The organism is Streptomyces sp. NPDC046727, from assembly GCF_040645635.1.
Classification (GTDB): Bacteria; Actinomycetota; Actinomycetes; order Streptomycetales; family Streptomycetaceae; genus Streptomyces.
On the sequence record NZ_JBEYYR010000024.1, the window covers coordinates 105,787 to 118,323 of the forward strand.

7 protein-coding genes are annotated in these 12,537 nt (G+C 75.2%); 2 read left to right on the forward strand and 5 right to left on the reverse strand.

Going from position 1 to position 12,537, the window contains the following annotated elements:
- Positions 1-18 precede the first annotated feature (18 nt).
- Both asnB and ABZ937_RS27010 read left to right on the forward strand, forming a co-directional pair.
- On the forward strand, positions 19-1,854 hold the full coding sequence (gene asnB / locus ABZ937_RS27005) for an asparagine synthase (glutamine-hydrolyzing) (RefSeq protein ID WP_361695906.1): 1,836 nt from the start codon (positions 19-21) through the stop codon (positions 1,852-1,854).
- A gap of 155 nt (positions 1,855-2,009) precedes the next feature.
- Positions 2,010-3,326, forward strand: coding sequence for a serine/threonine-protein kinase (locus ABZ937_RS27010; protein WP_361695907.1), 1,317 nt, complete (start codon positions 2,010-2,012; stop codon positions 3,324-3,326).
- A gap of 224 nt (positions 3,327-3,550) precedes the next feature.
- On the opposite strand, the gene ABZ937_RS27015 is transcribed toward ABZ937_RS27010, so the two are convergent.
- The 5 genes from ABZ937_RS27015 to ABZ937_RS27035 form a co-directional block, all read right to left on the reverse strand.
- Positions 3,551-4,588 (reverse strand): rod shape-determining protein, encoded by a 1,038-nt coding sequence (locus ABZ937_RS27015; RefSeq protein ID WP_361695908.1) that lies wholly within the window; start codon positions 4,586-4,588, stop codon positions 3,551-3,553.
- Between the two features lie 158 nt (positions 4,589-4,746).
- Entirely contained in the window at positions 4,747-9,096 is a 4,350-nt protein-coding gene (locus tag ABZ937_RS27020; RefSeq protein WP_361695909.1) for an SAV_2336 N-terminal domain-related protein, read from the reverse strand.
- Complete coding sequence (locus ABZ937_RS27025) at positions 9,096-10,142, reverse strand: MoxR family ATPase (protein ID WP_361695910.1); 1,047 nt, start codon at positions 10,140-10,142, stop codon at positions 9,096-9,098. Before ABZ937_RS27025 ends, ABZ937_RS27020 begins: the two co-directional genes overlap by 1 nt.
- A gap of 42 nt (positions 10,143-10,184) precedes the next feature.
- The gene (locus ABZ937_RS27030; protein WP_361695934.1) at positions 10,185-11,969 is read right to left on the reverse strand and encodes a trypsin-like peptidase domain-containing protein; all 1,785 of its coding nucleotides are present in this window, start codon (positions 11,967-11,969) and stop codon (positions 10,185-10,187) included.
- Positions 11,969-12,406, reverse strand: a complete 438-nt coding sequence (locus ABZ937_RS27035) for a CU044_2847 family protein (RefSeq protein ID WP_361695911.1) — start codon at positions 12,404-12,406, stop codon at positions 11,969-11,971. Before ABZ937_RS27035 ends, ABZ937_RS27030 begins: the two co-directional genes overlap by 1 nt.
- Between the last annotated feature and the right edge of the window lie 131 nt (positions 12,407-12,537).

Below are 12,537 nucleotides of genomic sequence, written 5' to 3' on the forward strand. Positions count from 1 at the left end.
ACCCCAGGAGTGCTTTCCATGTGCGGTATCGCCGGGTGGGTCGACTTCGCCCGCCCCGTCGACCACGACATCGCCCACGCCATGACGGCCACCATGGCCCGTCGCGGCCCCGACGCGGACGGAGTGTGGACCGACGCCCATGTCGCCCTCGGCCACCGGCGGCTGTCCGTCATCGACCTCGAAGGCGGCTGCCAGCCCATGGCCGCGGACGAGGGCCCCGGCGCCCGCGCCGCGCTCACCTACAGCGGCGAGACGTACAACTTCCAGGAACTGCGCAGCCGGCTGACCGGCCTCGGCCACCGCTTCACCACCCGCAGCGACACCGAGGTCGTCCTGCGCGCCTACCTGGAGTGGGGCGCCGGCTTCGTGGACCGGCTCGAAGGCATCTACGCCTTCGCGATCTGGGACCGCGACCGCGACGAACTCCTGCTCGTCCGCGACCGCATGGGCGTCAAGCCCCTCTACTACGCCGAGACCCCCTCGGGCGTCCTCTTCGGCTCCGAGCCCAAGGCGATCCTCGCCCAGCCGTCCTTCCGGCCCGTCATCGACGCCGACGGGCTGCGGGACATCCTGTCGGTGGCCAAGGTCCCCGGGCACGCGATCTTCCGCGGCATGCGCGAGGTCCCGCCGGGCTGCCTGGTCCGGGTGAACCGCTCGGGCCTCACCGAGCAGCGCTACTGGCAGCTCCGGGTCGCCGAGCACACCGACTCCCTGGACGACACCATCGGCACGGTACGCGAACTCCTCGCATCCGCCGTGGAACGGCAGATGGTCTCCGACGTACCGCTGTGCACCCTGCTCTCCGGCGGCCTCGACTCCAGCTCCCTGACCGCGCTCGCCGCGCACACCGCCCGCGCCAGGGGACACGACCGCATCCGCTCCTGCTCGGTCAGCGACCCCGACCTCGACGGCACCGCGGGCCCCGACGCCAACGAGGACCACGTCTACGCCCGCATCCTCGCCGCACACGTCGGCTCCGACCACAGCGAACTCCCGCTCAAGGCCCCCGACCTGCTCGACCCGGCACTGCGCGCCTCCGTGCTGCGCGCCTACGACCTGCCCATCGCCAAGGGCGACGAACACGCCTCCCTGCACCTGTTGTTCAGCATCGTCCGGCAGCACTCCACGGTCGCCCTGTCCGGCGAGTGCGGCGACGAGGTGTTCGGCGGCTACCGCTGGCAGCGCGACCCCGACGCGGTCTTCTCCACCACCTTCCCCTGGGTCCACGAGGGCCGCCACAACTACCGGGGCAACGAGGTCGTCCTCACCCCCGACCTGCTCGCCAAGCTCGACCTCGCCACCTACGAACGGGACTGCCACAGCGCCGCCGTCGCCGAGATCGACGCCCGCGCGCACCTGGACGACCCCGCCGAGGCCCGCTACCGCGAGGTCACCTACCTCGCCCTCACCCGGCACGCCCAGGTCCTCTTCGACCGCAAGGACCGCATGAGCATGGCCTGCGGTCTCGAGGTCCGGGTGCCCTTCGCCGACCACCGGCTGGTCGAGTACACCTTCAACGTCCCCTGGGCGATGAAGAGTTTCGACGGCCGCGAGAAGAGCCTGCTGCGCGCGGCCATGAAGGACCTGCTGCCCACGGAGGTCGCCCAGCGCATCAAGACGCCGTACCCGTCCATCCGGGCCGAGGCCTACAACCGGACCCTGCGCGAGCGCCTCGCCGACCTCGTCCGCACCGGCTCCGGCCCGCTCGACCCCTTCTTCTCGCCCGGCCTCAGGACGCGGGTACGGCAGGACGGAGCCGCCGCGCTGGAGGAGGGCATGAGCCGGGCCGCGCTGGAGACGACCCTCCAGCTCGACGCATGGCTGCGCGCGTACGACGTGGACGTCGTGCTCTGAGCCGTCCCGGGACCGGCGCCGGCGCGCGGGCCACCGCGTACCGCCGGCGTGAGCGCCGCACCGGGAGCGCGCTCGCCGGCGCCCCCGCCCTGACGCGAGCCGGCGGGCATGGGCTGGGCATGGACGGGTCATGCCCGACGGCCATACTTGTCCGCATGGAACGCATCGGGGGGTACCTCGTCGAGCGCCGGCTCGGCGAGGGCGGCATGGGGACGGTCTATCTCGCACGGACGCGCGGCGGGCGCGCCGTCGCGCTGAAGGTGGCCAAGGCCGAGCTGGCCGCCGACCCGGTCTTCCGGGAGCGGTTCCGTTCCGAGGTCGAGGCGGCCCGGGCGGTGGGCGGCTTCCACACGGCGCCGGTGGTGGACGCCGACGTCGACGGCGACCAGCTGTGGCTGGCCACCGCCTACATCCCCGGACCGACCCTCGCCGAGCGGCTCGCCGCCGAGGGCGCGATGGACGAGCCGCGGCTGCGGTCGCTGGCCGCCGCGCTCGCCGAGGCACTGGAGTCCATCCACTCCTGCGGGCTGGTCCACCGCGATCTCAAGCCGGGCAACATCATCATGGCCGCCGACGGGCCGCGCGTCCTCGACTTCGGCATCTCCCGGGCCGTCGAGTCCACGCGTCTCACCGCCACCGGCACCGCCTTCGGCACGCCCGGCTTCCTCGCGCCCGAGCAGGCCCTCGGCCACGATGTGAGCGGTGCCGCCGACGTGTTCGCCCTCGGCGCGGTGCTGGTCGCGGCGGCGGGCGGCAGCGCCTGGGGCGAGGGCACGCCGATGGGGCTGATGTACCGCTCGGTGCACGAGCCGCCGGACCTGTCCGCCGTGCCCGAGGGGCTGCGGGAGGTGGTCGAGGAGTGCCTGGCGAAGGAGCCCTCGGCCCGGCCCACGCCCACCGCCCTGCTGGACCGGCTGACGGGTCCGGCGGCGGAGCCCACCGGACCGACGGCACCGCGGTACCAGCCGACACTCGCCACGACTCCGCAGACACCGGCCGCACCCCCGCAGACACCCGCGACGCCCCCGCAGGCGCTCGCCACACCCCCGCAGGCGTTCACGGCGCCCCCACCGCCCGCGACGCCCCCGCAGATGCCCGCGCACGCACCGGCCCAGCCCGCCACCCCGCCCCATCTGCCCGCGCAGCCGGCCGCCACCCCGCCGCCGGCCCCCTACGGCTTCGGGCCGCCGATCCCGTACGGCACCCCGGAGGCCGTGCTCGCCGACGCCGCGTCCGGCGTGGTCGTCAACGCCACCGGGGTGCTGCTCGAAGTGAGCGGCGCCACCGCGGACTTCGGGTGGAACGAGATCGCGCGCGTGGAACGCACCTGGCGCGGCAACCGCCTGACCGTCATCGTGCGGCTGTGGGACGGAGGCGTGTACTCCTGCGAGCTGAACGCCCGCCGCCAGGCCCGGCTCCGCGCCTGGGTGGCCCAGCTCGACCCGGTACTCGCCCGGTACCTGACCCGGTAGCCAACGCTCGTACGGGCACGACGACTTGCCCCTTCCAGGCTTGAACCGGTCATGTCCTGGGCACGGACCTCCTACCGGCGTCCCGCCGGCAGATGTCGGCAGCAGGAGGGCGTCATGGACCGTCGGATCCGGGTACGTGTCAGCCGGCGGCCCTCCGCCCCGCGCGGGCAGGAGATCGACCGCAGGACCCCCTCGGGGCGCATCCTGCCGTACTGACCGGAAGCTCAGGCGGCCAGCGGGTCCAGGACCAGCGGCTCGATCCGGCCCTCCAGCATGGCGCCCAGGCCCTGCGCCGCGCACACGTCGGGCCGCTCCGCGATGTGCACCGGCATCCGTGTGGCCTGCCGCAGCATCTGGTCGAAGCCGGGCAGCAGCGCCGAACCGCCGACCATCATGATCCCGCGGTCGGCGAGGTCGGCCACCAGGTCCGGCGGGCAGTCGCGCAGCACCTTGCCGATGCCGTCCAGGACCGCCGTCAGCGGCGTCTGGATCGCGTCGCGCACCGCGGCGGTGTCCACATGCACACTGCGCGCGAGCCCCGTCACCACGTCCCGGCCGTGGATCTCGGTGCGCGCCGGGCCGTGCGGGGTGAGGCCGTTGCCGGACAGGGCCAGCTGGAGCGGCCGTACCGACTGGGTGGGCAGCATCAGCTCGTGCTGGTGCCGCAGATGCTGCACGATCGCGTGGTCCACGGCCTCACCGCCCACCGGGATCCGCTCGGCGGTGACGATGGAGCCCAGCGAGAGCACCGCCACCTGGGTGGCCGCGGCCCCGCACACCATGATCATGGTGGCCTCGGGCCGCTCCACCGGCATCCCGCAGCCGACCGCGGCGGCGATCAGCGTGTCCACCAGCTCGACCCGCCGCGCCCCCAGCCCGACCAGCGTCTCGATCGTCGCCCGCCGGGCCAGCGGATCGGCGTCGTGCGGGGCGCAGGCCGCCGCGCGCAGCCGCGGCTTGCGGCGCAGCGCCCGGCGCACCTTGTCGCCGAGCAGATGCCGCAGCATGCGCTGCGCCATCTCGATGTCGACCACCGTGCCACCGGCGATGGGCCGTACGACCTTGATGTAGTCCGGGGTGCGCCCCGTCATCTTCTCCGCGAACTCGCCCACGGCGATGAGCGCGCCGGTGCGGGTGTTCACGGCGGCGACCGAGGGCTGGTCCACGACCAGACCGGTGCCCTTCACATAGATCCGGGTGCGGGCCGCACCCAGGTCGACGGCGAAGTGGCAGCGGCGCAACTGCTCCAGGCTGACGGTCACGGCGATCCTCCCGAGTGCGCAGGGACGGTGGTTCCCGCCGGGTGGGCGGGCTCACTGGCATCCTGCGCGGGCCCGGCAGCGGACGCCCGCTGTGCGGGGCCGGGCGGGGCGCCGCTGAACGGGCGTATTTTCCGGGCCCTCCCGGTGTGTCGGTCGCGTCAGAGCGAGCGGGCGGCCTCCAGCAGCGGCTCCAGGGACGACACGGTGACCTCGCTGCCGCCCTCGCGCAGGCTCCGGCGCCCGGCGGGGGTGGGCGCGTACCCGATGAAGCGGAGGCCGAGCTGCTGGGCGGCGGTGAGCTCGGCGACCGAGGAGCTGATCAGGACGCCGGAACGGGCCGGGGTGCGGCGGACGCCGAGGGCGCGCAGCAGACAGTCGGGGTGGGGCGTCAGCAGGCTGAGGTCGTCGCGGCGGCCGTGGATGCCCGCGAGGGGCAGCCGGTAGGGCTCCAGGTAGCGGTGGACGGCCTGGGTGCACACGTCCGTCACCACGCTCACGCGCCGGCCGGACCGGTGCAGGGCGCGGACGAGCGCGAGGGAGCGGTGCGTCGTGGGCGCGTCGGGTACGGCACGCAGTTCGAGGTCGTCGAGCCGCGCCCGCAGCAGCGGGCCGAGCCGGTCGTGGGTGAAGGCGCGCAGCAGGTCCAGCGGATGCGTGAACGCCTCCCGGCCCGGCGTGTTCGCCACGGGCAGCGGACGGCCCGCCAGCGCGTCCTGCGGATCGCGGTGATCGGCGACGATCGACAGCAGGTCGAGCACGGCCTCCCGTGCCGTCTGCGCCGGGAACAGCCGGGCGAGGGGCCCGTCGAAGCCGATCAGCACCGTCTCGGCGTCGGTGAGGAGGGCCGACAGCCGCCGGCGCGACGGGACCGGCGGCTCCGCCGCGGGCACGGGCGCCCACTCGGGGACCAACTGCACGGTGTACGACACCGCGAGCCCCGGCACCGGCCAGTCGGCCACGCCCGTGTTCACCGCCCGCTGGGCCGCACCCGCCCGGCGCAGCGGATAGCGGACCGTGACGGGGGCCGCCGCGCCGCGCAGATGCTCCAGCAGGCGCCCGGAGACACCGGTGGCCTCGGCGCGGACGAACGCCACCGGGTCGTCGACGCGCCAGGTCAGCTTCACCGCGGCGGTGAACGCGCCCTTGCCGGAACTCGGCAGCGACACGATCTGACGGGTCTCGTGCGGGGTCAGGTCCACCGAGTAGTACGTCTCCGGACGCGGCGCACGCGTGCCGTACGGCTGGATTGGGTCGAGCAGGGTGAGCGGGCCGTCGGGCCGGGTGTGCACGACGGCCGTGCGGCCCGGGGTGGGGACGCCCAGCTCGTGCAGGTCGTGCGTGATGAAGGGGCCCTGCACCAGGTCGCGTTCGCCGGGCTCGGGGGAATCCGGCCCGAGCAGGCAGTACCAGGCGGCCGGCGGGCTGTCCGGGGCGCTGTCGGGGAAGAGCGGCCGGAAGCGCTGCGAGCGCCGGGCGGCGGAGCTGGCGGCGAAGTCGTCGTACAGCGCGGGCGGTACGACGACCAGGAGGTCCCCAGCCGGCTCCGGCGGCCGGGCGGGCGGCTGCCCGAACGTCACCCGGAGCCTCGGCGGGTCGGTCAGCCGGGTGAGCGCGTGGGGGAGTTCGCGCAGCACGGCGACGAGGACGGGCAGGAGGTAGGCGCCGGGCTCGGTGCGCACCAGGTAGCCGTCCGGGCGGACGTCCACCTGGTACTGGCGGGGGCTGAGGGAGCCCCGCGACAGGATCTCGTGCACCGCGGCCTCGAGCGTGATGCGGGCCTCGGGGCGGCCGGTGAGGTCGTCGGCGGTGAAGTGGATCTCGGGGCGGGCGACGGGGGTCCCGGACGCGGCCAGGATCGCGTCGAGCGTACGGCGGAGGGCGCCGAGTGCGGCCCGGGCGTCCTCGGCGGCCGGACCCGGAACACCGTCCAGGGGCACACCGCGCCACAACTCCATCGCGCTGCCCGCCAGTTCCCGCCCGCGGGCCAGGTCCCCGGCGGCCCGGGCCTGCTCGGCCCCGGCGGCCAGCCGGCGGAAGCGGGAGACGTCGATGTGCCGGTGGTCGACGTGCAGGGCGTACCTGTCGCCGTGCAGGGTCAGGACGTCCGGGCCGAGGAGGTGGCGCAGGCGGGTGAGGCTCGTGTCCGGGGAACCGAGGCCGGGCAGGAGCCCGGCGGCCAGTTCCGCTCCGGTGGCGGCCCGGCCTTCCCGCAGCAGCAGCACGCACAGGACCGCCTGGTCGTACAGGTTCTCGATGACGAGCGGGCGGCCGTCGCGCGTGACCTGGAGCGGGCCGAAGAGGGAGAACCGGAGGCGGCCCTGGCGTGCGCCCAGGTCGAGGAGTCGCCGGGCACCCATCTCCTGGACCTCCGGGGTGGCGGAGAGGAGATAGACGGAGGCCCCGTCCAGCTCCGCCCCGAGCGCGTCGGATCGGTCCGGGTACAGGGCCCGCGTGATCCCGCCGAGCGCCTGGAGAGCCTCGTCGCGGTCCCCGTGGACCAGCGGCGCGGAGTCCAGGCAGGTCAGGACCGGGCCGTTCGGGCCGAGGACGACGGAGCGCGTGTTCAGCACGCCGCGCGGCCCCTCCTGCGCGTGCAGGGCGAGGACCGCCTCGGCCAGCTTCGGGAGCAGGGCGACGACTTCCCCGGCGGGCAGGCCGCCCGGAGCCTCTTCGAGGCGCTGTCGCAGTGTCCGACCCTCCACGAACTCACGTACGAGGTAAGCGACTCCGTCGGCGACGCCGTAGTCGCGGACCCGTGCGATCCCGGGGTGCCGTACCTCGGCGAGCCGCCGGCAGAGCTCCGTGAAGAGGGAGTCGGACGGTCCCGGCGGATACTGGTGCAGCACGACAAGGGCGTCGCCCTCCCGCGCGTCCCGGGCGAACCACCCCGTGCCCTCGATCTGCCGCACCAGCCGGTACCGCCCCGCGAACAGCTCCCCGCCGGCCTCCCCCGAAAGCCGCCGCACACTCTCCTCGCGGACCGTCGCGAACGGATCGCCTTCCACGGCCGTCCCCGCCCCCCGCGCCGCCGGGACCGTCGCCCGGAACTCGCCCGGTGCCCGGCCCGCCCGGCGGTCGATGAACTCGCCCACGCGGCGGAGGAGTTCGGTGGTGCGGTTGCGGTCGGTGCGCGGCAGGCCGAGCAGGAGCAGTTCGCGTACGCCGTCCCGGAAGGCGTAGGAGCCGGGCGGGCCGCCCGGGACGGTGGTGAGCATGCCGCTGAGGATGACCTCGGCCAGGTGCTGCGGGCGCGGATCCGGTGCGACCGCCGCCTGGACCAGGCGCATGACCGGCAGGTCGGGGCGCCCCACCGCGAGATGGCCGGCCAGCCGGAACGCCTCGGGCGAGGCGGTCGCCCGGAACCGCAGCACCAGCTCCTCCGCGGACAGCAGACCGACGTCCGTACGGTCCTCGGCGTCCACCGGCAGCGGACGGCCCAGCGAGGCGACCGCGCCGGGGACCTCCGCGCCCCCCGGTGCCGTCAGCAGCGCCGCCCAGTGCGCCAGCCACCGCGGCTCGGGCTCCAGCACGGGCAGGGGGACGGTGGACCCGTGCGCCTCGGGCCGCTCGTACGGGGTGAAGGTGAGGGCCGCCGTCGGGGCCGCGGGGTGCGGGGCCGACAGGGTGCCCGGGGTGCTGGGCAGGGCCGTGTCCCGCCACAGGTGCTCCGGGAGCGGCTGTACGACGGCGAGGGGCATCCGGCGCGCCCAGCGGTGCAGGGTGGAGTACCAGCGGGTCCCGGCGGGGCCCTCCCGCCACTGCGGGCCCATGCAGTCGCTGATCAGAAGGGTGACGGTACGGCCGTCGGCCGAGGCGTGCGCGTCCGGCCCGCGCACCGTGCCGTCGGCGGCGGCCCGGTACAGGGCGACCGTGCGGAAGGCGCCCGACTGGGCCAGGGCTGTGTGCAGTTCGCGGATCAGGGGGCGCCAGACCGGCATGGTGGGGCCGGTGTCGTACACCAGGTTCAGGCGCAGCCAGCGCTCCCGGGCCGGGCGCAGCACCGGCAGCCACCACGCGGGGTCGGCACCCAGGCGGGCGATGCGGTCGGCGGTCGCCCGCTCGTCCAGCTCATGGCCCAGGGGCGCGTCGATCCGGCGGCCCAGCGGGCGCAGCGAGCGTTGCAGCGCGAGCGGGTGGCGCAGCATCGGCGGCGCCGGGGCCAGGAGGGTGGTGTGGGGCCGGTCCGGCGCCGGGGCGGGCCGCCGGGACGGGAGGTGGAGGGGGACGCGGGCGGGCGGCTCGGGGACACCGGGCGGTTCGGGCGCCGGGGCGGGCTCCGGCCGCCGTGTCTCCTCCCGGGGCGGCGAGGACGGTGCTTCCTGCGCCGGGGCCTCGGGCGCGCTCGGTTCACGGCCGTCGGCGTCGGATCCCATGTGCCGGGCCAGCCACAGCAGTTCGGCCAGTTCGAGCGCGGTCGGGCGCGTCCCGTGGGCCGCCCCGGCCAGGACGTCGGCCAGGCGGGCCAGGGGATCCGGGGAGCCGGGGCGCCCGGCCGGTTCAGGGGACATCAGAAGGCATCGGGCTGCGCGGTCTGCCCCAGGTACGGCATCAGCTGCTCGGCCAGCCGGTCGAGGGAGTCGGCGTCCAGGTCGGCGGAGCGGGCCAGGTAGATCGCGTTCAGGAGCTGGTCGGTGGCCAGGTCTCCGACGCCGGCCCGGGACAGGAAGCGCTCGATCAGGGTCCGCGCGTGGGCGTCGGGTTCGCCCAGGTGGGCGCGGACGATCTCGGCGAGGTGCCGGTCGTCCGGCTGCCGCAGGTGCAGCGTGACACAGCGGCGCAGGAAGGCGGGCGGGAACTCGCGCTCGCCGTTGCTGGTGAGGACGACGAACGGGAAGGCCCGGCAGCGGACCCGGCCGCGGGCCACCGGGACCCGCTCGTCGGTGCCGTCGGCCAGCACCTCGGCGACGCCGTCCGGCGCGAGCCGGGCCGCCCGCACCAGCTCGGGGATCTCGTACTGGCCCTCCTCCAGCACGTTCAGCAGGTCGTTGGGCAGGTCGAGGTCGCTCTTGTCGATCTCGTCGATGAGCAGCGCGCGGGGCCGGGCGTACGGCAGCAGGGCGGTGCCGAGCGGGCCCAGCCGGAGATGGTGCTCGATGCCGGAAGGGTCGTCCGTGCCCTCGGCGTTCTCTCCGGTCCGGTCCTGCCGGGCGGCCTCCTGCCGGGCCGCGTACAGCCGGGAGAGCGGGTCGTACTGGTAGAGGCCGTCGTGCAGCGTGCTGCGGCTGGTGATGTTCCAGCGCAGCACCGGGCCGAGCCCCAGCTCCCGGGCGACCGCGTACACCAGCGAGGACTTGCCGGTGCCGGGCGGTCCGGTGACCAGCAGCGGGCGGCGCAGGTACAGGGCCGCGTTGACCAGCTGGACGGTCTCCTGCGTGGCCTGGTACGTCTCGGCGCGGTGCGTGCGGTCGGGGGAGACGGCGGAGGCGTCGGCAGCCGCGTCCGGCGCCGGGAGCACCGGCCCGCCGTCGAAGGCGCGCCAGGGCGGCGGCGCGGGCAGTTTCGTGATGCCGTCGTGCGGCGCGTTCGTACCGGTGTAGACGGGCCACAGGGGCATGGGCTCTTCTTCTCCGTGGGGGCGGTTCGGTCGTGCGGTCGGTCAGGCGACGGGCGAGTGCAGGCTCGCGGTGGTCTCGGGGAAGCAGCGTGGGTCGTCCCAGAGCAGCTGCAGGTCTCTCGCCCAGTGCAGATCCGGCTCGTCGGCGGCGTCCGCCGTCAGCCGCAGCGACAGGATGTGCCGGGGGAGTTCGGCGGGCGGCACCGCGGCGATCGAGGCGGCGAGCTGGTCGAGGAAGGCGGTACCGGGGCAGGGCGGATCCCCGGACGCCCCGTCGGCTCCGTAGGCCTCCTCCGCGGGGCGGGGGCAGGACGTGTCCCGGTGGACGGTGCACGGGGAGCCGGTGCGGGGCCACAGCAGGACCGGGACGGGCACGGTGAGCCCGACCTCGAAGTGCCGGCGGGCCGCCGTGGGCGGGGCCGCGAAGCCGGCCAGCCCGGCCTCGCCGTCCCACAGCCGCTTGCGCAGGCTCGGCGGGCGCTCCTGGGTGCCGCACTCGACGCGGTGCACCTCGACCCCGCCGCCGGAGTCCAGCTTCTGCCACTTCTTGCGCAACTGGTGGCGCAGCCGGCCGCTGTGGTGGCGGGCGCGGTCGGTGACCACGAGGGGGTAAGCGCAGCCGAGGGGAGTGCTGTCGTCCGTGCCGCACTCCCACTGCGCCACCGCCTCGTTCAGCCACTCGCGCGGCAGGACGAACGTCACCAGCTCGTCGGCGTCCGGGGCGAGGTGCGCCACGGCCTCGTCGATGCGGTTCTGGACGTAGGAGCGGACACCGGTCCGGGGCAGCCGGCGGGCGCCCACCGGCCGGCGCCGTCCGTCGCGGTACGCGGACACCTCCACGGTCACCTGGTCGGGACCGGCGCCGCTGTGATCGATCTCGACGACGACCGGGGACCAGGCCGGCGCGGCGGACACCGGCTCGGCAGCGGGCTCCGCAGCCGGTAACGCCGGCTCTCCGTCCAGCAGTTCGGTGAGCCGGTCGGCGAACCGGCGCACCGCCTCCGGGTCCGGGACCTCCCACTGCACATAGGCGGCAGCGGCCCACAGGGAGGTGAAGCCGCCCGGCGGCAGGGGCGGCCCGAAGGCGCCCACCGCGTCCACGAACATCCGGTTCGGATCCATCCGGTTCGGATCCGTCCGGTTCGGATCGGGCACGCCGTCGGTGCCGGCGGTGGCCCGGCGCAGCAGGGCGTACAGCCGGCGGCGGGCGTCGTCCCGGTGGCCCGGGGTGGGCACCAGCTCGCCCAGCTCCGGCCAGTACCGGGCCAGCACGTCCAGCGGCAGCATCCGGCCCTTGCGGACGTCCGGAGAGCCCGAGGCCGCGGTGACCATGCCGGCCACCCTGCCGTCCGGCAGGGTCACCGCCGACCCGCTGAACCCGGCCACGAGCGGCTGTCCGTGCCCGTTCCACGCCACCAGTTCCAGCCACTCACCGGCGATCAACTGACCGGAGACGGCCTGGTACTCGGCGAGCGTGCCCTCGTCGTAGCCCTCGGGGAAGCCGTAGGCGATCAGCTTGGGGTACGGCTCGGTGTACGCGGTGTCGGGCGGCGCGAAACCGGCCGGGGCGAGCGGGACGTCCCGCTCCAGTTCGAGTACGGCGACATCGCCGGGGTCGGTGGCCTCACCCGCCCAGCCGCCGTGGGCGACGACCGAGGCGGACAGCTCGCCCAGCTCCCTGGCGTGCGGGAAGGAGACGGTCACCGCTGCCCGGTCGCTCCACCGGACGACATGGGCGCAGGTGAGCACCCGGCGGCCGGTGACCAGGAAGCCGGCCCCCACGTCGCCGCCGCAGGCGATCCGGGCGTGCCAGGCGGCGCTGTGCATCACCGGTCGGCGGACTCCGGGCCGGGCACGGTCTGGCCTGGCAGGGGCAGATTCGGCACGTCCGGCGCCGGCGCGGTGAGCTCCGGTACGGCGGCGGGTTCCTGCGCGGCCTGCGCCGCCTGCTGTGCCGGGGACCAGCTCAGCTTGACGACCAGATGCCCTTCCGCCGTTCCCTTCGCGATGACGGCACCGGCCTCCGCGGACATGCGCACGCCGAACTCGATCTCGATCGTGTCGGGGCGCGGGGTGCCGTCCCGGAAGACCCGCAGCGCGGCGGCCGCCGCCGCGCGGACCCCCTCCAGCGCCCCCTCGAAGGTGCGCGTGGCCTGCGCCGCTCCGTCGCCGCGCGAGACGAGCCGGGCGCCCGACCGGGAGCCGACGCCCTCGACCACGACGAGTGCGCCGTCCTCGGTCCTGAAGTCCACCAACCCGTCCATGGCGTCGCTGCTCCCCCTCGTCCTGGGCTCTTGACAACTCCCATGTTACGGACGGTGCTTCGGGTGTCACATCGTCGAACGCGCGTGGCAGCGGCGTCACCGAGGTTGGCGAGAACCCGCCAGGGCGACTT